Source organism: Chryseobacterium sp. T16E-39 (assembly GCF_002216065.1).
Classification (GTDB): Bacteria; Bacteroidota; Bacteroidia; order Flavobacteriales; family Weeksellaceae; genus Chryseobacterium.
Window position 1 is genome coordinate 4,079,020 of sequence record NZ_CP022282.1, and the last position, 25,674, is coordinate 4,104,693.

Annotated in this window: 22 protein-coding genes; 14 read left to right on the forward strand and 8 right to left on the reverse strand. The window is 35.5% G+C overall.

The window, feature by feature from the left end:
* Positions 1–142 precede the first annotated feature (142 nt).
* The 6 genes from CEY12_RS18530 to CEY12_RS18555 all read left to right on the forward strand — a co-directional run bounded on the left by CEY12_RS18530 (position 143) and on the right by CEY12_RS18555 (position 6,652).
* On the forward strand, positions 143–1,183 hold the full coding sequence (locus CEY12_RS18530; RefSeq protein ID WP_089029084.1) for an NAD(P)H-dependent glycerol-3-phosphate dehydrogenase: 1,041 nt from the start codon (positions 143–145) through the stop codon (positions 1,181–1,183).
* A gap of 175 nt (positions 1,184–1,358) precedes the next feature.
* Positions 1,359–2,381, forward strand: coding sequence for an LLM class flavin-dependent oxidoreductase (locus tag CEY12_RS18535; protein ID WP_089029085.1), 1,023 nt, complete (start codon positions 1,359–1,361; stop codon positions 2,379–2,381).
* A gap of 10 nt (positions 2,382–2,391) precedes the next feature.
* Positions 2,392–3,474: an NAD(P)-binding domain-containing protein gene (locus CEY12_RS18540; RefSeq protein ID WP_089029086.1), complete on the forward strand. Its 1,083-nt coding sequence runs from the start codon at positions 2,392–2,394 to the stop codon at positions 3,472–3,474.
* A gap of 209 nt (positions 3,475–3,683) precedes the next feature.
* On the forward strand, positions 3,684–5,189 hold the full coding sequence (gene mqo / locus CEY12_RS18545; RefSeq protein WP_089029087.1) for a malate dehydrogenase (quinone): 1,506 nt from the start codon (positions 3,684–3,686) through the stop codon (positions 5,187–5,189).
* Between the two features lie 197 nt (positions 5,190–5,386).
* The gene (locus CEY12_RS18550) at positions 5,387–5,788 is read left to right on the forward strand and encodes a hypothetical protein (protein WP_089029088.1); all 402 of its coding nucleotides are present in this window, start codon (positions 5,387–5,389) and stop codon (positions 5,786–5,788) included.
* Positions 5,789–6,652: an AadS family aminoglycoside 6-adenylyltransferase gene (locus CEY12_RS18555; protein WP_089029089.1), complete on the forward strand. Its 864-nt coding sequence runs from the start codon at positions 5,789–5,791 to the stop codon at positions 6,650–6,652.
* On the opposite strand, the gene CEY12_RS18560 is transcribed toward CEY12_RS18555, so the two are convergent.
* Entirely contained in the window at positions 6,653–8,233 is a 1,581-nt protein-coding gene (locus tag CEY12_RS18560) for a GMC family oxidoreductase N-terminal domain-containing protein (protein WP_089029925.1), read from the reverse strand.
* 108 nt (positions 8,234–8,341) lie between these two features.
* Here CEY12_RS18560 and CEY12_RS18565 point away from each other — a divergent pair, with 108 nt between their 5' ends.
* The 4 genes from CEY12_RS18565 to CEY12_RS18580 all read left to right on the forward strand — a co-directional run bounded on the left by CEY12_RS18565 (position 8,342) and on the right by CEY12_RS18580 (position 13,009).
* Positions 8,342–8,959: a DUF1684 domain-containing protein gene (locus CEY12_RS18565; protein WP_089029090.1), complete on the forward strand. Its 618-nt coding sequence runs from the start codon at positions 8,342–8,344 to the stop codon at positions 8,957–8,959.
* A gap of 3 nt (positions 8,960–8,962) precedes the next feature.
* A complete protein-coding gene (locus CEY12_RS18570; protein ID WP_089029091.1) occupies positions 8,963–9,436 on the forward strand; it encodes a GNAT family N-acetyltransferase in 474 nt (157 codons plus the stop codon).
* A gap of 73 nt (positions 9,437–9,509) precedes the next feature.
* Positions 9,510–10,319, forward strand: coding sequence for a glucose 1-dehydrogenase (locus tag CEY12_RS18575; RefSeq protein WP_089029092.1), 810 nt, complete (start codon positions 9,510–9,512; stop codon positions 10,317–10,319).
* Between the two features lie 35 nt (positions 10,320–10,354).
* The gene (locus CEY12_RS18580; protein WP_089029093.1) at positions 10,355–13,009 is read left to right on the forward strand and encodes an MGH1-like glycoside hydrolase domain-containing protein; all 2,655 of its coding nucleotides are present in this window, start codon (positions 10,355–10,357) and stop codon (positions 13,007–13,009) included.
* A gap of 145 nt (positions 13,010–13,154) precedes the next feature.
* Here CEY12_RS18580 and recO read toward each other — a convergent pair whose 3' ends face one another.
* The 4 genes from recO to CEY12_RS18600 are packed head-to-tail and all read right to left on the reverse strand — an operon-like array spanning position 13,155 to position 17,815.
* Positions 13,155–13,841 (reverse strand): DNA repair protein RecO, encoded by a 687-nt coding sequence (gene recO, locus CEY12_RS18585; protein ID WP_089029094.1) that lies wholly within the window; start codon positions 13,839–13,841, stop codon positions 13,155–13,157.
* Positions 13,841–16,108, reverse strand: a complete 2,268-nt coding sequence (locus CEY12_RS18590; protein ID WP_089029095.1) for a T9SS type A sorting domain-containing protein — start codon at positions 16,106–16,108, stop codon at positions 13,841–13,843. Before CEY12_RS18590 ends, recO begins: the two co-directional genes overlap by 1 nt.
* Before the next feature lies 1 nt (position 16,109).
* Positions 16,110–17,060 (reverse strand): bifunctional metallophosphatase/5'-nucleotidase, encoded by a 951-nt coding sequence (locus CEY12_RS18595; protein WP_089029096.1) that lies wholly within the window; start codon positions 17,058–17,060, stop codon positions 16,110–16,112.
* Positions 17,060–17,815: a 5'-nucleotidase C-terminal domain-containing protein gene (locus CEY12_RS18600; RefSeq protein WP_089029097.1), complete on the reverse strand. Its 756-nt coding sequence runs from the start codon at positions 17,813–17,815 to the stop codon at positions 17,060–17,062. Before CEY12_RS18600 ends, CEY12_RS18595 begins: the two co-directional genes overlap by 1 nt.
* A gap of 107 nt (positions 17,816–17,922) precedes the next feature.
* On the opposite strand from CEY12_RS18600, the gene dapA reads away from it, so the two are divergent.
* The 4 genes from dapA (at position 17,923) to CEY12_RS18620 (ending at position 20,718) form a co-directional block, all read left to right on the forward strand.
* Positions 17,923–18,795: a 4-hydroxy-tetrahydrodipicolinate synthase gene (dapA, locus tag CEY12_RS18605; RefSeq protein ID WP_089029098.1), complete on the forward strand. Its 873-nt coding sequence runs from the start codon at positions 17,923–17,925 to the stop codon at positions 18,793–18,795.
* A gap of 104 nt (positions 18,796–18,899) precedes the next feature.
* Entirely contained in the window at positions 18,900–19,403 is a 504-nt protein-coding gene (locus tag CEY12_RS18610) for a GNAT family N-acetyltransferase (protein WP_089029926.1), read from the forward strand.
* 294 nt (positions 19,404–19,697) lie between these two features.
* Entirely contained in the window at positions 19,698–20,279 is a 582-nt protein-coding gene (locus CEY12_RS18615; protein ID WP_089029099.1) for a helix-turn-helix domain-containing protein, read from the forward strand.
* Positions 20,272–20,718: a response regulator gene (locus tag CEY12_RS18620; RefSeq protein WP_089029100.1), complete on the forward strand. Its 447-nt coding sequence runs from the start codon at positions 20,272–20,274 to the stop codon at positions 20,716–20,718. Before CEY12_RS18615 ends, CEY12_RS18620 begins: the two co-directional genes overlap by 8 nt.
* A gap of 594 nt (positions 20,719–21,312) precedes the next feature.
* On the opposite strand, the gene recG is transcribed toward CEY12_RS18620, so the two are convergent.
* From recG to CEY12_RS18645, 3 genes are all read right to left on the reverse strand, one after another.
* Positions 21,313–23,397 carry an ATP-dependent DNA helicase RecG gene (recG, locus tag CEY12_RS18630; RefSeq protein ID WP_089029102.1) on the reverse strand — a complete coding sequence of 695 codons (2,085 nt, stop codon included), beginning with the start codon at positions 23,395–23,397 and terminating at the stop codon, positions 21,313–21,315.
* A gap of 140 nt (positions 23,398–23,537) precedes the next feature.
* Positions 23,538–24,071, reverse strand: a complete 534-nt coding sequence (locus tag CEY12_RS18640; RefSeq protein ID WP_089029104.1) for a thioredoxin family protein — start codon at positions 24,069–24,071, stop codon at positions 23,538–23,540.
* Between the two features lie 43 nt (positions 24,072–24,114).
* Positions 24,115–25,587, reverse strand: coding sequence for a peptide MFS transporter (locus CEY12_RS18645; RefSeq protein ID WP_089029105.1), 1,473 nt, complete (start codon positions 25,585–25,587; stop codon positions 24,115–24,117).
* Positions 25,588–25,674: the final 87 nt, after the last annotated feature.

Genomic DNA, 25,674 nt, shown 5'->3' on the forward strand with positions numbered 1-25,674 from the left:
TTTATTTATATCATTAATAAACGTTGATCTTGATATTTAATTGTATTGAAGTGTTAATTTTTTCAAAAAATTGACTTTTATCGTTCTTACAAAAGTGATGTTAATTCTTTGTTTTAATATATTTGCAATTCACATTTGAATTATGGCGAAAAAGAAAACAATTTCAGAATCTTCGAATCCGAAAAAGGATAAAAATGAAGTTTCCGTAGGGGTTGTAGGGAGTGGAAGTTTTGCAACTGCAATTGTAAAAATGCTTGTTGAAAACTGTAAAGTGGTGCACTGGTGTGTAAGAAGTGAGTTTGTAAAAGGAGCTATTGAGCTTCGGGGACATAATCCTACATATTTAACAGCGGTTAATTTTAATCTTAAAAATTTAAAACTAACGACAGATATTAATGAATTGGTTTCTGCCTGTGATGTTGTGGTATTGGCAACTCCTTCCATTTACCTTTCAGATACGCTGGAAAAGATGAATTGTGAATATAAAGATAAGATCTTTGTTTCTGCAATTAAAGGGATCATTCCTAAAGTGAATGATGTAGTAGCGCATTATCTCAGAGATGAGTTTCAGATTGGTTTTAGAAATCAGGCGGTTATTGCAGGACCTTGTCATGCGGAAGAAGTCGCAATGGAAAGACTTTCTTACCTTACTGTAGCTACAGTGGAGGACGAGGTTTCTGAAAAATTGCTGGGTATTTTTAATTCCGATTTCATTAAAATGCATTCCAGTAAGGATATTTTAGGAAATGAATACAGTGCGATCCTTAAAAATATTTTTGCTATTGGAGCTGGAATTGCAAGTGGATTAGGCTATGGAGATAATTTCACTGCTGTTTTTGTATCGAATGCGATCCGTGAAATGGAAACATTTCTGGAAGCTATCTATGAAGCACCAAGAGACGTGAATGAAAGTGCTTATTTAGGAGATCTACTTGTAACCGCATATTCCCTGTTCTCAAGAAACAGAAGTTTAGGAAATCTTATTGGAAAGGGATATACGGTGAAATCAGCTATACAATCCATGAATATGGTTGCAGAAGGATATTATGCTGCTGATTCCATTTATAAAACAGCCAAGCAAAAGAAACTGAAATTACCTATTGTAGATACCATCTACGGAATTTTATATGAAGGGAAAAATGCAGAGAAACAATTCAAAAAATTGACGACGAAATTAAACTAAGAGGATCTGAAAATTCTCGACAAAAATATAGGCATCAGCAAATTTGCTGATGCTTTTTATTTAGATATTACCTGCTTTTGTAATCCATATTTATTTGGAGTTAAGTATTATCAGTTTTATTTCAAACTTACCATATGATATTATTTCTAGGGATTACATTTTGTAAATTAGATACATGAAAAAGATAGGATTTTTATCATTCGGACATTGGGGAAACCACCCTTCGTACGACAATAAAACAGCAGGTGATACTTTGCTGCAATCTATAGATTTAGCAGTAGCTGCTGAAGAAATAGGGATTGACGGAGCATACTTTCGGGTACATCATTTTGCTAACCAGTTGGCTTCACCATTTCCTTTATTGGCAGCTATTGGTGCCAAAACCCAAAAAATTGAAATAGGAACAGGGGTAATCGATATGCGTTATGAAAACCCTTTGTATATGGTAGAAGATGCTGGCGCTGCAGATTTGATTTCGGGAGGTCGGTTACAATTAGGAATTAGCAGAGGTTCACCAGAGCAGGTTATTGATGGCTGGCGGTATTTTGGATATGATTTGGAAGAAGGTCAAACGGATATAGATATGGGACGTCATAAGGGCCTTGAGTTTTTTGACTTGTTAAAAGGAGAGGGGTTTGCGCGACCAAATCCCAATCCGATGTTTCCCAATCCACCTGGCTTATTACGGATAGAACCACATTCTGAAGGGCTACGCGACCGCATTTGGTGGGGATCTGCCTCGGATGCAACCGCTGTCTGGGCAGGAGAAATTGGGATGAATTTGCAGAGTTCCACTTTGAAATTTGACGAAAGCGGAAAGCCTTTTCATATTCAGCAAGCTGAACAAATCCGTTTATACAGAGAAGCTTATAAAAAAGCGGGACATACCCGTGAGCCAAGAGTTTCTGTGAGCAGATCCATTTTCGCCATAGTCAATGACCAGGACAGATATTATTTTGGACAGGAAGCCGGTAGAACGGATCAAATAGGTGTTTTAGAAGGGAATCAACGAGCTATTTTCGGAAGAAGTTATGCTGCAGAACCGGAACAGCTTATTAAAGAATTGGCACAGGACGAAGCTATTCAGGAGGCAGATACGGTATTGTTGACAATTCCTAATACTTTAGGCGTTGATTACAATGTACACGTACTGGAATCTATTTTGAAATATATTGCTCCTGAGTTGGGCTGGCGTTAAAAAAGGGAAAATGGCAGGAAAAATTTGGTATAAAACAAAAATTGCAATTATTGGAGCAGGGCAAGCCGGACTTTCTACTGCATATCATCTCAAAAAAATGGGATTGGAAATCGGAAAGGATTTTATTATTTTAGATGAAGCGCCTTCTCCAGGTGGTGCCTGGCAATCCCGCTGGGACTCATTGACTCTGGGGACAGTAAATCGAATTCATGATTTGCCGGGAATGTCTTTTGAAGAAACGGTTCAGGGAGATGAAACTGAAGTTCGGGCCAATGTTGCAGTTCCACATTATTATGATTTGTACGAGAAAGAATTTGGGTTACAGGTCTATCGACCGGTTAAAGTTGAGAAAGTCACCTTGAATGGAGACAGATTCTATATTGATACTTCTTCGGTTGCATTTTCTGCATTAGGAATAATTAATGCCACGGGAACTTGGGAGAATCCTTACATTCCGGAATATCCGGGAGCTAAGCTTTTTCAGGGCGAACAATTGCATACCCGGGATTTTAAAAATGCTGAATATTTCAAAGGAAAGCATGTAATCATTGTTGGTGGAGGTATTTCTGCAATTCAAATGCTTGATCAAATTTCAAAAATAACCACTACTACCTGGGTTACACGGAGACCACCGGAATTCCGGGAGGGACCGTTTGATGATATGGCGGGAAGTTTAGCGGTCGCTATGGTTGAGAAACGAGTGAGAAATGGATTATTACCGATGTCTGTCGTTTCAGTAACTGGATTGCCTGTTACTGCTGAAATTAAAGATATGGAAAAAAGAGGAGTACTTAAAAGATTCCCCATGTTTAGTGAAATTACCAAAGAGGGTATTAAATGGGAAGATGGAAAGGAAGAAAAAGCCGATGTCATTCTTTGGAATACGGGCTTCCGATGGTCTCTGTCCCATTTAGATGCTGTTTTACCTAAAGAAGAAGGTGGTGGTATCATCATGTCCGGAAGATTGGCGACCGAAGTTTCAAAAGAACCGAGAATTCATTTGGTAGGGTATGGCCCCTCAGCGTCTACCATTGGAGCAAACAGAGCAGGAAGTGCAGCAGCAAGGGAATTGGTTAAAACTTTGGGGATTTAAAAATAGATTTATAGATAAAGATGAAATTTATGCATCATTTCATGATATTGGTGAATAAATTTAAATTTCGGATAAAATACAATCTCAAATTCCCTCTTTTTCTAATGCAGATTTGGATTAAAATATACTCAATTAACTTTATGTTAAAATACCTAAACCCATTTCTGTTGTAAAAACTTTTCACGAAATTAGTATTAAATTTAATGTTTATGTCACATTCACTTACAAGCAGAACACCAAAACCAAAATATGACGTTGTTCTCATAGGAGGTGGTATCATGAGTGCCACTTTAGCCACATTACTTCATGAATTTGATCCCAATCTTGAGATCGCCATTTTCGAAAGGCTTGGCCGGTTTGCTAAAGAAAGTACAGCAGCCTGGAACAATGCAGGAACTGGACATTCGGCTTTTTGTGAATTGAATTATACTCCGGAAAAAGAAGATGGAACGATCGATATTTCCAAAGCGGAAAGTATTGCAGAACAATTTGAAATTTCTAAACAGTTTTGGTCTTATCTGCTCCAGAAAGGCTATATAAAAGATCCTAAAGATTTTATCAATTCATGTCCTCATATGAGTCTGGTATTTGGTGATAAAGATGCTGAATATCTTAGAAAACGGCATGATGCTATGATAAACTCGGTACTGTTCTCCGGAATGGAATTTTCAACAGATCATGAAAAGTTGAAAGAATGGATTCCATTGATAATGAGTAAAAGAAATCAGTCTGAGGTAATGGCAGCCACCAAAATGGATCTGGGAACAGATGTGAATTTTGGAAGCCTGACAAGGAAAATGGGAAGACATCTTTTGGAAGATTCTAATGTTGAGGTGTTTCTGTACCATGAGGTAAAAGATATTGATCCGCGGGAAAACGGACAATGGGAAATGAAAGTAAAAGATAGAATTCACAGTCACAAACAGGAAGTAGTTGCCGATTTTGTATTCATCGGTGCCGGTGGTTATGCGCTTCCATTGCTGGATAGTTCAGATATTAAAGAAAGTGCAGGTTATGGAGGGTTCCCTGTTTCAGGTGAATGGCTGGTAACGCACAATCCTGAATTGGTAGAAAAACATCAGGCAAAAGTGTACACGCAGGCAACCGTGGATGCACCACCAATGTCTGTTCCTCATTTGGATCTGAGAATTATTGATGGAAAAAAAGCACTTCTTTTTGGTCCTTTTGCAGGTTTCTCAACTAAATTTTTGAAAGAAGGAAGTTATCTCGATCTTCCTGAAAGTGTGAATACCAAAAATATCAGGTCTCTATTTGGTGCCTGGTGGCACAATATTCCTTTAACGAAATACCTGATTCAACAGGTGGCAATGACCAAGGCTCAAAGAATGCAGCACTTAAGAGAATTTGTTAAAGATGCCAATGAAGCAGACTGGGAATTGAAAGTAGCAGGACAAAGGGTTCAGGTGATAAAAAAAGATGAGAAAGAAGGAGGAAAACTGGAATTCGGAACTGAAGTAGTGGTTAACAAAAGCGGAACAATCGCTTCTTTATTAGGAGCTTCGCCAGGTGCTTCAACTGCAGCTTATGCTATGTTGAATGTTCTTGAAAAATGTTTTGGAGAGAAACTTCATGGAGAGTGGAAAGACAAATTACTGGAAATGATTCCTTCTTACGGACAAAAACTAGCAGATCATCCGGAACTTACGGAAAAGTTGAGAAATTATACGAAGGAGAAACTGGAGTTGGAGTATTAGTTCAGATAAAAAGATCATATAGCTCTGCAAACTTTGGGCTATAATAAAAACGATATAAAAGCCATCTGATATCAGTTGGCTTTTATATTTTGATGTACGAAATCCTTAACACAATCATAATCCATTCAAAATATCCGTATCAAATGAAATTTGAATAAATTTGCAGGATATTCATTACTCATTATCTATAAAGAACCGTGGAAGAAATTGTTATAAAGCCTATTATTGCTAAAGAACTTCTGGCATCTCTTAAAACGAAAGTGGAAGAGGAGAAGCAGGTTATTGTACATTGTTGTTTTCCTGCATCGCCCTTTTTAGGGAATCTGATCAGGATCTGGAATACCACTTATCTTTTTGATAATAGTTCAGAGCATCAAAGTAAGTTGATCCATGCAGAGAATATTACCATATTTCCGGATTGGACGCCGGTGCCTTTTATGCAGGATTTTTGGTTTACGTTAATATTTTCAGGATTGCCGAAAGGCTGTAAAAGTTTTGATCTTAAGGAAGTCATTCCTGAAGAAGGTGGATTTTTTGTAGAGTCTATTAAAAGAAATTCTATGGATGTATACCGGGTAAAAATTTCAGAATCTTACTAAATGAAAATGAGAGAAGAAAAACTGCAACAGATTGTTAATTGGGCAGAAAATAACCCGGATATCCGCGTGGTTTTACTGACCAGTTCTTTAGTGAATCCTTATGCTCCGGTAGATGACTTCAGTGATCTGGATGTTGAGTTCGTTTTTGAAAATATGAAATCTTATGAATCAGATAAAAAATGGGTAGAGCTTTTTGGAACACCTATTTCTATGGTTGAAGAAGATGATACTTTTTTTGATGGGAAGCACGCCATGAAAATGGTATTGTATGAGGATCATGTAAAAGTGGACTTCAAACTCTACCAGAAATCTGAATTTATAAAAGAAGTTCAGCAAGAAGAGCTTCCGGAAGATTGGGATGTCGGTTATAAAGTTTTGATTGATAAAGATGGATTGACAAAGGTTTTAAAAGCCCCAAGTTATCAGTCTATCATGATTCAGAAGCCTACGCCTGAGAGATTTCAGCAGTTGATCAATGATTTCTGGTGGGATACTACTTACGTAGCGAAATGTCTTAAGCGTGATGAAATTTTTTACGCTAAATTTATGACTGAAGATGTTATCAGAACAGATTATCTGGTTCCTTTGATAGAGTGGTATATCGCCAGTGAAAATGATTGGAAGGATATCACGACCAACAAACACGGAAGACTCTTTAAAAAATATCTTTCTCCTGAACTTTGGGAGAAGCTGGAAGCTACCTTTTCCGGAAGCAGCATCGAAGAGAATTGGCAAGCCTTATTTGCCTATGCAGATCTGTTTCATGAAATAGGAGTTGATCTGGCTAAGAAAATTAATTCAATATATCCTCAGGAACTTGAAAATAGGGTAAGAAAATACCTTAATGAAATCAAGGCTCAATAATTAAGCAAACTCATTCTGCCGGATTAAATTTTCTATACAATATTCAGTAATCGCAACAATCGTTACAAAAGGATTGACTCCAATAGTTCCAGGAATTAAAGATCCATCCAGAACAAAAAGGTTTTCGTGATCCTTTAATTTACCATATTGATTGGTCGCCTCACCTAATACGCAGCCTCCCAAAGGATGATAACATATATTAGGACCAAAACCATTTTTAAAAAGGAAATGACTTCTCGTTCCTCCATTGGCTCTGTTCATTTTTTTGATAAAGTAGTCCGCATTGGCCTTCATCTTTTCGGTGTGACTTTCGTTCCAGTCAATAACCAGTTTTTTAGTAACAGGATCGTAAGAAACCTTTCCTTTTTTATCTACTCTGTTGATTAGTAAATATAATGCGGTGGCTACGTCCATTCCCATTGGCAATGGTGCAATCTCAGTGAAAAAAGGATGTTCTTGATCATCCCAATTATCAACTCCACCCACAGGAATTGTGGATTGCTGAACTCCTGTACCACCGGATAATGGTCTTACCCAATTTCTACCGGTCATAAAATTTCCATTATTGCCCCAATTTTCTCCTACATTGTCATTAAGCGGAAGCTGATTTTTAATATTGGATTTCATAAGAAGCTCTAAACTTCCCATAGTTCCTGCGGATAATATCAGCTTTTTGCATTGGAAAGTTTTGTCTTTTACAACCTCTCCTAAAGTATTAATCTGGTGGACTTCCAATGTATAAGTTTTGTCCTCATTTAATCTGATAGAATCGACGGAATGCAGATCAAGAATTTCGAGGTTTCCAGTATCTGATGCTTTTTTTAGATAGGTTTTGTCCAAGCTATTTTTACCATGGTTATTTCCGTAAATAACCTCCGTATTAAGAGCTGATCTCGGAACCTCATTTTTAAATTCCTTTTCCATGTATTTGAAATCATATACATTCGGAACCCTGATGGTTTTAAAACCGGCTTTATGAGCCTCTTCTTCACCTACTCTTGTAAATTTATAATAGGGACAAGTATTTAAAAACTGTTCATCGATCACATTCACCTTCAATTCTTTTCGAGCCAGAGGAAAATAGTAATTATAAAATTTATCGGTATCGAGTTGCGGAAAAACTTCTTTAAAATAACTTTCCTTAGGTGTTACGGCCATTCCGCCATTAACGATAGATCCGCCGCCAACACCTCTTCCTACCCAGATATTAATGTGTTCAAAATCCAGCCGATCCAAGGCTCCTGTAAAAGGTGTTAAAGAGAAAAGATTCATGAAGGGAGCTATGGTTTTCTTTTTTAGCCAAGCAGCGCTTTTGCCAGGTTTTAATAAATTGGAAAATGGGATTCCTGACTTTTCCCAATTAAGACCCATCTCAAGAATCAATACTTTCTTTCCAGCCTCACATAAACGTAAAGCTGCTACAGCACCTCCATATCCCGAACCTATAATAATGATGGGTGCTTCAATGATTTCTTTTTCCAAGGTTATTTCCGATTTAGAACCATATAAAAGATCCGTACCTAAAAAATAAAAACCTGATACTCCAAGAATACCAGCTCTGATAAACTCTTTTCTATCCATGTCCATTATTTTCCAAAAACTATGCTAGAAAAACACAAAAAAATATAATTTTTAATTAAAGTAAGTGCGACTTTTTATTGTAATTTTAACCTTTAATAAACGAATTTTATGAAAAGATACTTTTTGTTATTCTTGCTTCTTCCTTTATTTGCCTTTTCTCAAAAAACAGTTGTCAAAGAGACCGCAGAAATAGAAAAATTTCAGAAAGACCTTAATGCAGAATACTTAAATCCTAAAGAAACTCCTTTAAGAGGGGATAACTTTAAGAATTTCGAGAAACATCCTTTCTTTCCGATTGATTTAAAATACAGAGTGACTGCAAAGTTTGTGAAAACGGAAAATGCAGAACCTTTTGAAATTCCTACTTCATCTGGTAAAACAAAACAATACAAAGAATATGGAAAAGCTACTTTTGAATTAGATGGTAAGTCGTATTCCCTGACATTGTACCAAAGTCTTGATTTAATAAAGCTGGAGAAATACAAAGACTATCTTTTCCTTCCATTCCGGGATGCAACAAATGAAAAGGAAACCTACGGTGGCGGAAAGTACATGGATCTCAAAATCCCAAAAGGAAATACAATTATTCTGGACTTCAATCAGTCATACCAACCTTATTGCGCATATAATGCCTATGATTATAACTGCCCGATCGTTCCTGAAGAAAATAAACTTCCAGTAGAAATCCGTGCAGGTGTTATGTATAACGATATTTATCATCATTAAAATATGATCAGTCTGCATTTTTACAAACCTGAAGATTTTTCCGGGTTAAGTTATACCTTAGATGAGGTACAGTCTCAATACACATCAACAGTTGAATTTGCAATAGAGAGGATCAAAGAACGGAATGATGGAAAAGGTTTTTCGGTTACTATTTTTGAAGATCAGAACCCGGCAGGTTATTTTGCTTTGGATTTTGGAGATGATAAATTTGAATTAACGGATAATCCTAATTCTGTTTTGTTGAGGTCATTATCTATCAATCCTCAGTTTCAGGGGAAAGGAGTCGGTAAAGCTGCGATGATTCAGGTGGATGATTTTGTAAGAACTCATTTTGAAAACTGTGACGAAATTGTTTTGGCAGTTAATCAGAACAATATCTCCGCTTATGAACTGTATATAAAAGTCGGATACATCTATGAGGGTAAAACGAGAATAGGGCGAAGCGGACCACAACTTCTGATGTATAAAAAACTTTAAGAAAAATTTAAAATAAAATCTCTTCATTAGCCTGATTCTTTCCACTAACTTTGAGTAACATCAAATAATAAGTATGGAAATATCACTTCGTAATCAGGTGGCTGTCGTTACGGGAGCATCAAGTGGAATTGGAACCGGAATCGCTAAATCTCTTGCCTCTGCAGGAGCTACAATAATAGTCAACCACTCTTCGGAAAGATCTACAGATGAAGCAAAGGCAGTCTTGAAAGAAATTACAGACACCGGAGGTTCAGGGATCACCTATCAATGTGATGTTTCGAAAGAAGATCAGGTGGTAGCCATGTTTCAGGATGTTGTTTCGCAATTTGGAACTGTAGATATCCTTATTAATAACGCGGGTATCCAGAAAGATTCTAAGTTTACAGAAATGACTATTGATCAGTGGAATGCCGTGATCGGGGTCAATTTAACGGGACAATTTCTTTGTGCCCGCGAAGCTATTAAAGAATTTTTACGCCGTGGAATAGATCTTTCCCGATCAAAAGCTTGTGGAAAGATCATCCATATCAGTTCCGTTCATGAAATTATTCCCTGGGCTGGACATGCGAACTACGCATCCAGTAAAGGTGCAATCAGAATGCTAATGCAAACATTAGCTCAGGAACATGGAGCAGATAAGATCCGGGTTAATTCTATTTGTCCGGGTGCAATTCAAACTCCTATTAATAAAGATGCCTGGAGTACTCCTGAGGCATTAAACAGCCTTCTTAACCTTATCCCTTACAACCGAATCGGACAACCGGAAGATATCGGAAATCTGGCGGCATTTTTAGCAAGTGACCTGGCTGATTATATTACGGGAACTAGTGTTTTCGTGGATGGCGGAATGACTACTTTCGAGAGCTTTTCTACGGGCGGATAATTGCCCCATTATTTATTATTCAAAACTTATCATCTATGATTGAGAAACAAAGACTTTCAGATGTAACATGGAAGAAATGGGGACCTTATGTAAGCAATAGGGAGTGGGGACTGGTACGTGAAGATTACAGTGCAAATGGAGATGCCTGGAATTATACCAATCATGATATTGCTGAGGCGAAGACTTACCGTTGGGGAGAAGAAGGAATTTGTGGCATCTGTGACGATTGGCAAAAGCTGGTATTTTCAGTAGGATTCTGGAATAAAAAAGATAAGATGGTGAAAGAACGTTTCTTTGGCCTTTCAAATGGGCAGGGAAATCATGGTGAAGATGTTAAAGAATATTTTTATTACCTCGATTCTACCCCTACGCACTCTTATATGAAGATGCTTTATAAGTATCCTCAAAATGCTTTTCCTTACGAAGATCTATTGAAGACCAATGCTGAAAGAAGTAAGAATGAGGCTGAATACGAATTAATTGATACCGGTATTTTTGACCAGAATGAATATTTTGATATTTTTATTGAATATGCCAAAGAAAGCCAGCAGGATATTCTAGTAAAATTGACAATCACGAATAAATCTGAAAAGGAAGCTCCGATTATCATTTTACCTACGCTTTGGTTCAGAAATACATGGAATTGGGGATATGATGAATATAAACCGCAGCTAAGCTCGGAAGAAGCAACCTCTATTAAAGTTAATCATAAAGATCTTGATATTAAAAATGTCTATTCGAAGCAGTCTGTAAAAACACTGTTTTGTGATAATGAAACCAATAATGAGAGATTATATCGATCAGCCAATACCTCCAGATACTGCAAAGATGGAATCAATGATTTTATTATCAATAAAAATTCGTCAGCAATAAACCCTAATGATACGGGAACAAAAGCATCTTTTTATATTGATGAGAATTTTAAAGCTAAAGAAACAAAAACCTTTGAATTTCGGATTTCGGATAAAATACTGGGAGACCCATTCAAAGATTTTGAAGAAATACTAAATAAAAGACAAAAAGAAACTGACGAATTTTATCATGAAATCCAAAAGGGGATTCAATCTGATGATGAAAAGCTAATTCAAAGACAGGCCTTTGCAGGGATGCTTTGGAATAAGATGTATTATCATTATAATGTCGAAAAATGGCTGAAAGGGGATCCCGGAGAAGTCCGACCACCTAAATCCCGTGGGAAAATAAGAAACTATGACTGGAAGCATCTCAATAATGAACATATCATTTCAATGCCCGATAAGTGGGAATATCCGTGGTATGCTACCTGGGATCTGGCGTTTCATGCGATTAGTTTTTCATTGATCGACCCGGATTTTGCAAAATACCAGTTGAAGCTTTTTCTTTTTGAATGGTATATGCACCCCAACGGACAGCTTCCTGCTTATGAATGGGACTTTAGTGATGTAAATCCACCGGTACATGCATGGGCTACTTTTAAGGTCTTTAAAATTGATGAGTACCTTAAAGATAAGCCGGACCTGCAATTTTTGGAAAGTGCTTTTCAGAAATTATTGATGAATTTTACCTGGTGGGTCAATAAAAAGGATAAGAACGGGAATAACATTTTTGAAGGTGGGTTTCTGGGACTTGATAATATTGGAGTTTTCGATAGAAACAGTACACTCCCTAATGGTGAACAGTTGGAGCAGGCAGATGGAACGAGCTGGATGGCGATGTTTGCGTTGAATATGATGAGAATTGCCTTGGAATTGGCTTTGTATAATCCGGTATATGAAGAAATGGCGATGAAGTTTTTTGAGCATTTTCTATCGATTGCACACTCACTGGATAATATGGGTGATGAAAAGTTTGGGCTTTGGGATGAAGAAGATGAATTCTTTTATGATGCAATCTCTTCTAATGGAAATCATATGTATTTGAAATTAAGAACTATTGTTGGGCTTATTCCTATGTTTGCCGTTGAGGTTATAGATGATGAAGTCATTGAGAAACTTCCTAATTTTAAAAAAAGAATGCATTGGGTGCTGGAGCATAAACCGGAATTGGCAGCACTGGTTTCCCATTGGGAAATAAAAGGACAGGATTCCAAACATTTACTTTCTCTCTTAAGGGGACACCGGTTAAAAAGATTACTCAACAGGATGCTGGATCCTAATGAATTTCTAAGTGAATATGGAGTCCGTGCATTATCTAAAGTATATGAGAAAGATCCCTATGCTATTAATCTCAATGGTATTGATTACTCAGTAAAATACACCCCTGCTGAAAGTGATAGTGGGCTTTTCGGTGGAAACAGCAATTGGAGAGGCCCTATCTGGTTTCCGATTAATTTTTTAATTATTGAAAGTCTCCAGAGTTTTTTCTTTTACTATAGTCCCGATTTTATGGTCGAATATCCTACAGGAAGTGGGAATTACTCTAATCTCGAACAAATTGCCGATGCTTTAAGTAAAAGACTATCAAAAATATTTTTAAAAGATGAAAAAGGGAACCGACCTGTGAACTCTCAATACCCGAGGTTTCAAACAGATCCTGATTTTAAGGATTACATCTTATTCTATGAGTACTTCCATGGTGATAGCGGACGTGGAGTTGGAGCCTCACACCAAACGGGCTGGACCGGGCTCATATCAAAAATTCTCCAACCTAAATTCCCTAAAAAAGAAATCGCCGAATCTCAAACGGAAATGCCTGAAGATGCCCCAAAATAAAATACCTTACTAAAAAGGACTTTTGATTTGAACAGTGGAGATATTAGCGAAAAGGCAAAAAAGCAAAATGGCAAATATTGTAAATGAAAAACGGGAAGTAAGCGATTTTGCAATTCAGCAGTTTTACGTTTTCACATATTCACCATTACTCAAATATCTGCTGAATCACCTCCAAAGAAGTAGGGATCTTAAAATCTGTAATGTGATAATGATAATACACGAGGATGCTATCAAGGAAATCTTTTCTTAAAGATGAATGGATCTTTATTTCATAAGGGTGCACTGAAGAGACAATTGACTTCCAGAAACCGGATATTTCATGATTAAATAGCTGATGAACCTGCTGAGGTGAAAAGGTTCCTGTTTCAGGATCCAAATAGGGATGATCATCAATTAAAGGAGCTACTCCCTGAATTTTTAAGATCTTAATTAAAAATATAAAATGGGATTGGTAGTTCTTTAAAGAAAGTTTATCAATAAACTCATCAATGCTTAAAAATAAGCTGGGGTTTTTCTGTTCATTTCTTAAGATCTGATTGAGAAAATCTGAAACAAAAAAGATGATCGTATTGATTTTGATATCAGTATATATGTCATTGTTTTTTACCAGTTCAAATTTTGCAATAGATTGGATTCCGCTGCTTTTTCCATTGCTAATGGAAAATATAAGTTGATTTAAAGGCAGTAGTAATGCTTTCTTCTTATTTCTTTTGGAGTAAATTCCTTTTAGAAAATAAGTCTGAAAACCATCCTCTTCTGTAAAACAATGCAAAACTGCATCGTTCTCACCATATTTAATAAACGAAAGTAAAAATCCCTTTTGTGAATTCATTAATTAACTACGGCTATTTTAGCGGTAGCCTTATCAGAACCATCTTCATTGGTCATTAATACAAAATAGATCCCTGAAGCAACTCTACTACCTCGCTGATTATTCAGATCCCACTCATAGTATCCCCCTCTGGCCACTGCTGAATGAATGACATTTCCTGCGGCATCAGTAATTCTTATGTTGGTCTTTTCAGCCAAGCCCTTAATCGTAACTTTTCCTTTGAAATTAGAGTATACCACAGGGTTTGGATACACAAGAACGTTTCCAAAATTAGAAGTTACATCAGCGATATCTCCCTGATAGGTTACAATTCCGCTGTAGGAAACAAAATATACTTTTCCTGTCTTTCTGTCTACTTTAATATCAGTGATGCTATTGGTAGGTAATGGTGAGTTTTCTTTTGTGAAATGTTTTATGGTCCGTTGTCCGTCTGAAGACATATAATAAACACCCCCTCCATCTACCGAGATCCATTTATAATCTCCTGCATCTACTTCTATCTGTAAAATTTGAGAATCCCGGAAAAGCTCTTCTCCAAGATTATTCTGTTCAATAATAATAGGCTTTACACTGACGTTAGGCTCTTTAATTGCAGAGGCTGCATTGGATAAAATTCGTAAACCCGAATCTGTACCGATCCACGCATCTCCGGCTTTGTCTATCGCAACTGACAATGTTCCTGCCGAATTAGTAGCAAATCCATTGGATTGATTTAAAACATAAGAAGTATCATCTGATACGTTGGTTGGTGTTTTTTTATAATCATATACCATGAAGTTATTGGTTCTTGGCATGGGGATCCATAATAAGTTTTCATAGTATAAAGCTTTTTGGATTCCAATACTTAGAACTCCCAGATCTTTTACGATAAAATTGTCTGTTGATTTATCATAAGGAGCTAGGGCAATAGAACCGGTTTCCATAAATGACACCGTAGCAAACAGGTTGTTCTGATCGTCATAAGTTAATCCCACCGGGCGTCTTGCGTACATATTAGGTGGTGATAAATCATAAAATTTTACAAAATCGAAATCTTTATTTGCGGAATTGTATTTCAGTTTGTAAACACCCTGTCCGCCGAAAGTATAATTAGTCGCGTATACTTCATCAAGATTACTTGGGTTGGCGATCACATCTAAAATATTGAATGCTTGGCTATTGCCTATAAAATAGGATGGGTAGATCCATTGCAGTCCATTGAAATAATAAAAACCTGGATTTTTTGGATTTGATAATGGGGTATTGAATCTCGATTCTCTACCACCAGAAGATATTAGAAGCTGATTTTCACCATATAAACTTAGCTTGTAAGCATTGTTGAAATAAGGTCCATCTGGCTTAAATGATTTACTGGTTTCATCTTTAATTCCCGAAACAATAGTTCCACCATATATCTTTGAACCTACTTTTATTGCTGTATTGCATTCTTCTCCAACACTTGCAGTACCGGCATAGGTTCCATTCGTGTTAAAAGTATAAATTCTACTCCCATCTGTGACAATAATATTATTAGCGCTTACAACCACATCCTGAACCTTACCAAAAGTCTGTGAAATAGGAGTCGATACCCCATTGTTATAAATGTAAGCGGTATTTTCTGAAGAAAAACTAAGAACAGGTTCTGAATCAATCTGGGTAAATGTACCAGGCATTTCAGTGGTCCATGTAGAATACACAGGGAAGGTAGTATTAATCTCGTGGCTTTTTAAACCTGTATTGGTAACCGAATAAACTTTGTTATCCACAAGTGTAGCTTCGTTACTGGCTTGGTAACTACCCCCTACAAGAAAAAAAGCAGAATCATTAAACTCTTTTTTCTTCAGATCAAAAATAGAAACGCCATATCCTACAGAAATAACGGCTTTTGTTCCTGTAATTGAGATATGATTTATTTTTTTACTTCCATTATATCCTGTAGCAATAGGAATATCAACAACATAAGTAACCCCATCAGGAGTTACAATATCCAAAGAACCATTTTGATAACCAATAAGCCCTATTTTATTTTGAGGATTATAGTCAAAGGCAGATATACCGACCTCGTGAAGGCCATTTGCTTTGGATAACTTCGTAATTTCACCTGTGGAAATGGTATAATAGAAAAGTCCGTTTTCTGCTGCTGCAATTATTTTTCCATTATCCTCCTTCATGGAGATAACATTATTATAAGAAAATATATCCGACCACTTTTTTGAAGAAATGACTTGTGCATTTACGAATTGCACGGATGCTAAAATACCAAGGGAAATTATGGAGAGTTTTTTCATATTATGCTATTATACTGCTGTCTATAACCTGATTGTTCCAAGAAATATGTTGTACGTTTTTGTTATTGTCAAAATAAAAATCGATTCTTCCTAACAGGAGTCCTGCCCATCCAACCTGATTAACCAGGACATTTTTGCCCTGTCGGTTTTTAAAGCTTTGCGGCTCTGGTAGAAAAGTATGAGTATGGCCACCCAGAATAATATCAATGTTTTCTGTACTGGCTGCCAGTATTTTATCACTTACTTTATCAGCTTCATTTTTATAGTCGTAACCAATATGGGACAGGCAGATCACAAGGTCACATTTTTGTTCGTTTTTCAGAAAGTTGGAATAGTGTTGTGCGACATCAATAGGACTGGAATACACGGTTTCCTGATACTGTTTTTTACCTACCAGCCCCTCCAGTTGGATTCCTACTGCAAAAATCCCAACCTTAATTCCATTTTTATTAAAAATCTTGTATGGTAAGGTTTTACCATCTAAAACAGTGTTTTTAAAATCATAATTGGAACAGATGAACGGAAACTGAGCGTTCGGCAAAACATTTAAAAATCCCTGAAGCCCATTGTCAAAATCATGGTTTCCCATTGTTGAAGCATCGTACTTCATCATAGACATTAATTTAAACTCAAGCTCGCCTCCAAAAAAATTAAAATAAGGGGTTCCCTGAAAAATATCTCCGGAGTCCAATAATAAGACATTATTTTCCTGGTTTCTGATCTGTTGAATTAAGCTTGCTCTTCTGGCAAAACCTCCCTGATTAGGATTTTTTGTATAGCTTTCATCAAATGGTTCTATTCTACTATGTTGGTCATTGGTATGAAGTATAGTAAGCTTGTTTGCAGAAGAAAGTCCTTTTAATTTTAACTCTTCTGCCATCATCATATTGGGAGCTAAAGCCATTGCTAAAGTTCCGCCACTTAGTACTTTTAAAAAACTTTTTCTATCCATTACTTCTTACCAATAAAATTTAAACGAATATCTGTATTAGGGACTACCTCGGAATTTTTCTTAAAATATTCAATAAATAGATCTCTCATCTTGATTCCTGTTGGGATTGATTCCCCTTTTGCGAAAAAGATCATATTATCTCCACCTAATGCCAGGTAATCAGAGGTGGCAATATAATATTCCTGGTTGGAATTTACCGCTTTACCATTGATCAAAGTTTTAGATAGCTGTCCGTTGCTGGTTTCTATATACAAATGAGAGACTGGGTTATTAACCTGGTTTTTTGCATAATAGTCAAATAAGCCTTGAAGATCTGATCCTTTCATTTTAACGATAACGACTTCATTTTCGAATGGCATTACTTCAAAAACATTTTTTAATAGAATATCGCCTTTGCCAATTGAAGTACGGATTCCGCCGATATTAATTAACGCAGCATCAACGTTTTTTTTGAGGTGATTTTTTGCCCATTCATCAGCGCCTTCAAAGGTGTAGTCTGCTAAAAGATTTCCAAGGTTGCTATTGTCCCCTTGTTTTGTAAGATCTGTATTGGTATGAGAAACTTTTTGATTCATTTCTTTGTCCAATTTTTGCTTATAAGGTTCAATAAATTTTACAAAAGCCTCGTCACTTTTTAGATCTTTATTAATAGAAATATTTTTTTGCGTTTCTACATTCGCTACCTGTAAAGAAGTTGTTTTACAAGATCCCAGCGAAAGCAATGCAATTCCTAGTAATAAGAATTTATTTTTCATAATTTCTTTTAGTATATGCAAATATAATTATATGTATAATAAAACATTATTATTTATTATAAATTCTTAGTCTAAATTATTAAATTTGGAAAAAATAATTCTAACAGATGAACATTTTAAAAGGAGTAGGTGTCGCTTTGGTAACACCTTTTAATGAAGATTTATCCGTTGATTTTGATAGTTTAACAAAACTTGTTGAATTTAATATTGAGAACGGAACCCATTATTTAGTTGTTTTAGGAACTACAGCTGAAGCTGCAACTCTTTCCGAAGGGGAGAAGAAACAGGTTATAGATCATATCATTAAGGTAAATAATAAACGCCTTCCTTTAGTTTTAGGAATAGGGGGAAATAATACGCTTGAAGTTAAAAAACAAATAGAAGAAACCGATCTTTCTTCTTTCGAGGCTATTCTTTCTGTTTCTCCATATTATAACAGGCCTAATCAGGAGGGACTTTATCAACATTATAAAGTGTTAGCGTCCACCGGAAAAAATATCATTATTTACAATGTGCCTTCAAGAACCGGACAGAATATTGAGGCAGATACGACGATTCGCTTAGCTAAGGAGTTTCCTAATTTATTTTTAATTAAAGAAGCAGCCCCAAGTATTCTTCAATATTTTGATATTCTGAGAAAAAAGCCGGAAGGATTTTCTTTAGTGTCCGGAGATGATGAGTTTGCATTGCCTGTAACGTTAGCAGGAGGTGATGGTGTTATTTCTGTGATCGGACAAGCATATCCAAAGGAATTTTCTACAATGATAGAATTGGCATTCGAGGGTAAAGTAAAAGAAGCTTATGCCATTCACAATAAACTTGTTGAAATGACACGTTTGATTTTTGCTGAAGGAAACCCATGTGGTGTAAAAGCTATTTTAGCTGAGAAAGGTATTCTTAAGAACTATGTAAGACTTCCATTGGTTGTTGCATCCGAAGGACTGTATGCAAAGATAAAAGCAGAGATGAATAATATCTGATAAAGTGTTTATAATAATGAAATAATGGATCCATTATTTTCAATTTCAAATAAATAATTTAGAGTGAAAGGTATATGCCTTTCACTTTTTTTAAGATCAAAATTATGAAACTTATAAAAGCAACAGAAAATGATATTCCTGTAATTCAGGAATTGGCGAGGAGATCCTGGGAAAATGCTTATGCAGAGATCCTTTCAGATGAACAGATGGAATACATGCTTACTACCATGTACTCGAAAGAAGAGATCTCACAACACTTAAAGAGTGTAAATTATCATTATTATTTAATCGAAGATGAAATAAGCCACTCCCTGGAAGGGTTTATCGGTTACGAAAATGACTATGAGGAAAAAACAACAAAACTTCACCGGATCTATTTGGTTCCTGAAAGTAAAGGAAAAGGGTTAGGAAAAGAAGCACTTGTTTTTTTAGCACAAAAAACCAAGGAATATGGGGATCGCAGAATTATTTTAAATGTGAATAAATTTAACCAAGCAAGGAAATTTTATGAATCTCAGGGATATAAAATTTATGGTGAAGGGGTTTTCGATATAGGAAATAATTTCGTTATGGATGATTATCTTATGGAATTTATAATTCACATATAATAGACTTATAATTCTGTAACATTATCTCATAATTCTATAACGGGTGACCTGTTTATTAGTAGCATATTTGCAAAAGAACCAAATCATTTTATAATAAAACATTCATATACTTGGTTTTAAACCATTTTGGTTTTTATCAGTATATTTTTTTCATCCTTAGTGTTTAAATTCCTGTATTCATTAATACAGGAGTTTTTTGCGTTTATAAATATAATTTTAACTTTATTGAACTATTTCACATTTATATGAAATAAAAGTTTATATTTACAAAATAATTAACACACTTATACTAGGATGAAAATGTATGTGAAATTCGATTTCAATGCTCTTTGTAAAAAAGTGTTGGATGAAAAACTTAAAGAACAAGGTTTAAAATATAGATTGCTGAATTTTGGAGAGGTAGAGTTTTATGAAGCGTTTACGCAAGAACAGCACGATATCTTCAAAAAAAACCTTGAAGATTATGGTATTGAAATTATAGAAAGCCAGAAAGTCGCTTTAGTACAGAAAATCAAAGATGCTATTGTAGAGCTGGTATTCTCTAAAGATACGATTGCTGTTAAAGCTTCCATCTATATTGCCGAAAAATTAAATCACAGCTATGGCTACCTGTCCAATCTTTTTTCAGAGGTAGCTTATACATCAATAGAGAATTTCATTATCTTACAGAAGATAGAATACGCCAAAGAACTTATTATTACAAATAAACTTAACCTTACTGAGATTGCTCATAAGCTTAATTATTCCAGCGTTGCCCACTTAAGTACACAATTTAAAAATACAACCGGCATTACACCCTCTCAGTTTCAAAAAATCATCGGTAAAAGACGGAAAGAGCAGAGTGTAGCAATGACTAATAAAATGCTTTATGAATAAAGAATATCTTAATGCAATACTTGTTGATGATGATGAAGGGAATATTATTTTATTTAAAAATATATTCAAAGATTTAAAGATTACAGTTAAGGTTCAGTCATTTCAAAATGGAAGAGATTTAATGAAATACCTTAGTAATGCTGAAGTTCTTGTTCCCGAAATACTATTGATGAATTATAATATTCCGCATAAAAACAGTATGGAATGTCTGGATGAAATAAAATTGGACCTTAGATTAAGCGGGATGATTACAGGAATATATTCTGATGTCTTATCGGAAGAAGATATTGAGAAAATATTTGTAAAAGGTGCTAATATTTATATTAAAAAGCCGGACAATTATAAGGACATGAAACGGGTAGTTTCGGAGGTTATTACATTGAATTGGCAATACCATACATCCGGATTAAACAAAGATAATTTAATTCTTAAAGTATGATGGATATTGGAATTTTTGAATTTTCAGTAAAAAGGTTGGGATGTATTTTATCGGTTAATACTCACTAAAAGGTGAAAATTTTATAACTATTAAATATAATAATATAAATGCTTATTAGTAACAATATATGAAATTTGTAACAGAAACGTGCTAACAAAAATTAATCATATAAAACAATTAATGTGAATAATTTTTCTTTGAATCTTGAGAGTAAATTATATTCATCACAATGTTAGTAAAACAAAATGGATTATCAATTTCCAATGTAGAGCGCAGAAGATCTTTAAACAAAACGGTACAATCATGAAAACTCAAAAAGTTGGAGGGAAATTATATTCGTTTCTTTTAAAATCCTTTCAACAAACACAGTTAGTTTTTATAATAAGTAAGTTGGAAACATAATTCATTTTGTTTTTTTAAATTTATTTAGTAGTGGCTTAAATAAAATGCAAATGCTATAAATATTTTCACTCCACACCAAATTACAGAATAGTAAGCATTCTACTAAATAAATTTTTATGATAAGAATAATTTCTTCTAAATAACAGTTTTATAAGGGGGCCGCGGAAAGATCTTTTTCTTTTTGCGGTTTTTTTATGATATTTTACTCCATTTATTTTTCCCTTTGTAATATTTCAGATAATATATTTTTATGATCTGATGATCTGCCAAAGTTAAAAGCGGATCCTTTTCTAATATCTTTTCTACCGCTTTTTTTGTAGTTTTTATAATTTCAGAATCCTTTACCAGATCTAATCTTTTAAAATCGACAACACCACTTTGCTGGGTTCCTAAAATATCGCCAGGTCCCCGGAGCTGCATATCAACTTCAGAAATTTTAAAACCATCGTTGGTTTCAGTCATCGTTTTGATCCGGGTTCTGCTTTCTGTGGATAGCTTGTCCGATGTCATTAATATGCAATAGCTTTGTTCTGCACCACGGCCCACACGTCCTCTCAACTGATGCAGCTGAGACAATCCAAATCTTTCAGCACTTTCAATAACCATTACGGATGCATTGGGTACATTTACTCCAACCTCAATAACAGTCGTTGCAACCATGATCTCTGCCTTTCCGGAAGCAAAATAATTCATCGCAGTGTCTTTTTCATCTGGTTTCATTCTGCCATGAAGCATGCTTACGTTATAATCTGAAAAGGAATTCATAACATGATCAAGACCCTCCATGAGGTTCTTATAGTCCAATGTCTCGGATTCCTCTATCAATGGATAAACAAAATAAACCTGTCTCCCTTTTTTAATTTCGTCTCTGCAGAAATTATAGACATATGTTCTGTCCTTTTCCCGCCTATGAGCAGTGATGATAGGCTTTCTTCCTACCGGCATTTCATCGATTACCGATACATCCAGATCAGAGTAAAAACTCATGGCCAGCGTTCTTGGAATAGGTGTGGCGGTCATCACTAAAATATGCGGTGGGATCTTATTTTTTGCCCATAGTTTTGCTCTTTGTGCGACACCAAATCTATGCTGTTCATCAATAATAGCCAAGCCAAGATTTTTAAACTTTACTTTGTCTTCTAAAACAGCGTGAGTTCCTACCAGAATTGAGAGTTCTCCGTTTTCAAGTTCCTGGTGAATAACCTTTCTTTCAGATGCTTTTGTAGATCCCGTCAAAAGACGGATATTGATTTCGGTTTCTTCTAAAAGTTCTTTTATCCCATTGTAATGCTGTTGTGCCAGAATTTCGGTAGGAGCCATTATACAGCTTTGGAATCCATTGTCCATGGCAATGAGCATAGTGAGTAAGGCAACCATCGTTTTTCCGGAACCTACATCTCCCTGAAGCAACCGGTTCATCTGAATAGGTTTTTTCATGTCTAATCGGATTTCTTTTAAAACCCTTTTTTGGGCATTAGTCAATTCAAAAGGAAGGTGATTTTCATAAAACCCTGTAAAATGATCACCCACAATGGGGAAGGGGTTTCCGAATGCCTGACTTTTATGGTGAATTTTTTTTAAGCCATAACCTAATTGAAAGAAGAAGGATTCTTCAAATTTTAACCGGTTGTTAGCCTTTTCAAAATAGTCTAGATTTTGTGGAAAATGAATATTTAAAAAAGTATGTTGTCTCGACAGGAATTTAAAAGACCTTATGAGATAGTCGGGTAGGTTTTCTTCGATGAGATTGGGAATTTCTTTGCAGATATTCCGTAGGATTGTCTGAAAGAATTTCTGATTGAGGCCTCTTTTGGTTAGTTTTTCCGAACTGGGATAAATAGGTCTCAGCCGATTGTCATTTTCTTTTTTTTCTTCGATTTCAATTTCAGGATGGGGCATTGAGAATTGATTATTGAAAAGATTGATCTTCCCAAAAATATAGACTTCCTTGTTGATGGGGAGTTGCTCTTTCAGCCATTTTGAATATTGAAACCAAACAAGATCCATTGCTCCGCTCTCATCATTGAATTTAGCAGTTAGTCTCTTGGTTTTCCCCGTTTGTATCTCCTGGACGTGCGTGATTTTTCCTTTTAACTGAATTTCAAGGTTGCTTTCCTGAAGTTGCGCTATTTGATATACTTTATTTTTATCCAGATAACGAATAGGGTAGAAGTTCAGTAAATCTTCTACAGTGGAAACTCCGAGCACATTTTTTATGAGCTTGGCTTTTTCGGGTCCTATACCCTTAACATATTCTATGGAAGTTTCAAGATTCAATTTCGGCTACGACTCGAGTTTCGAGATCCGGGTTTCAAAAGCAAAAATAAAAGTCCGAATTTCGGCAAAAAAAAAAAGACTTCCAAAAAAATTGAAAGTCTTAATTCTGTATTTTGGAAACTCGAAATTTGAATCTACGGTTAGTTCTTTATTTTCGATTTAAACTTCTTTTGATAATCCTCCCATTGTTCCTTAGATCTTATTTTTTTAAACAAATCCTTAGAAATAAACTCCAGATAGGGTTCGAGCTCTATCGCTGAAAGTTCTCCCTGAAGAATTGTAATTGGGCCCCCATTTTCATCAAGAAATACGGTGCTTGGAACTGCAGCAACATTCATATACTGTGTAAATTCATGAAGCGAATTTTTTCCTTTTTTGTGCTCCGTATTAAGATTTGAAAATGTTCTTCCAAAAATTTCAATATCCTTTTTTTCTTCAGCATTGAACTTTACAGGGTAATAATTGTCATTTAAGATCTTAGCAATAACCGGATGTCCGTAGGTTTTTTTATCCATTATCTTACATGGACCACACCAATCAGCATAGAAATCAACAAGGATTTTTTTTGGATTTTGTTTTTGAGCTTTCAATGCCTCTTCAATGGTCATCCATTTTACCTGGGCAAAGTTGAAAGTTAACAATAACAAACTTATTATGCTTAGAATTTTTTTCATATCATTTAATTATTAATAAAATTAAGCATAATAAGCTTATCTTTTATTTTACGTCTTGCATTAATTTTCTCACGAACGTGGATATCAAAATTAATACCACACCCGCAACTAATGCATAGATTCCCAAAGTTTTATATCCATCCGTATAGGCTAAGAGTTTACTCATATTGGTATTTCCTGTGTTGGCTTCAGAGAGGCTAGCTCCAATTTTTCCGGCAGCGAATTGTCCAAACGCACTGGCCAGAAACCATAATCCCATCATCATACCGAACATTTTCTTTGGAGACAGTTTGGTTATAATTGACATTCCTATTGGGCCTAAACACAATTCCCCGAATGTGATCACCAACCATGTGAATGTAAATAAATTAAGAGAAGATTTTCCATCTGCACCTGCAAAGTATCTTAAACTATAGAATATGAAGAATCCTGCAGCCAGAAATAGAAATCCTATTCCGAACTTATTGATTGTATTAGGTTCAAGTTTCCTTTTATTTAAAGCAATCCATGCCAGTCCAATTAAGGGGCTGAAAACAATAATGAAAAACGAATTAGCGCTATTGTTAATAACATTAGGGTCCATTCCAAAGCCTAATAATTTGTGAACAAGATTATCTTTTGCAAATAGTGATAAAGATCCGCCACTTTGCTCATAGATAGAATTGAAGACAAAATACATGAAGATGAATATAAATGCAGCAACGAGCTTTTTCTGATAGGGGGTAGTTTGTTTAAGGGTTTCTATGACAAAATATCCCACAGCAACAATACCGATTAAATACATGAAATAGTCTGTGTAATCCGTATTCTTTACCATGATGAATATAAGAGGCATGCTTAGCAATGCACCAATATAGACTAATACTTCACGTAAAGTTCTTTTGGATTGTGGAAGTACCTGTAATGGAGAATCACCAATAGGTCCCAGGGTTTTTTTTGTAGCAAAAAAGGTAATCAATCCCAGAATCATGACAACTGCAGCTGCTAAAAAGCACCAGGACCATGAATAATATTTTCCCAAATACACACATAATGCACCACCTAAAAGTCCACCGATATTAATTCCAGCATAGAATAAGCCATATCCAGCGTCTCTTCTTGGATCATCTTCCTTATAAAGCTCGCCTACCATGGACGAAATATTAGGCTTGAAAAATCCTGTACCTATAATGGAGCAGGTGATACCAAAATAAAAGAAATCATGAGGCGAAAAGGCAATAATAAGATTACCGATAGACATAATAAGACCTCCGAAAACCAGGGATCTTTTAAACCCAAGGATCTTATCTGCAAAAATACCTCCTATAAAAGTAAAGGCATAAATGAAAGCCTGGATGGCCCCGTATTGCAAGTTGGCTTTGTCTTCTAATAAACCTAATTGGTCTACCATAAAAATGGTAAGAACCCCGCGCATCCCGTAAAAACAAAAACGCTCCCACATTTCTACTGTGAATAGCGTCCAAAGTTGTTTAGGGTACTTGCCTTTAAAATTTTGTATTTCTTCTAATGTATACATAGTTAATGAAAATAAACGATAAGATGTTTCATTTTGAAACAGCGTGCTAATTTATAAAAAAACCTCTGACTAAGCAGAGGTTTTATA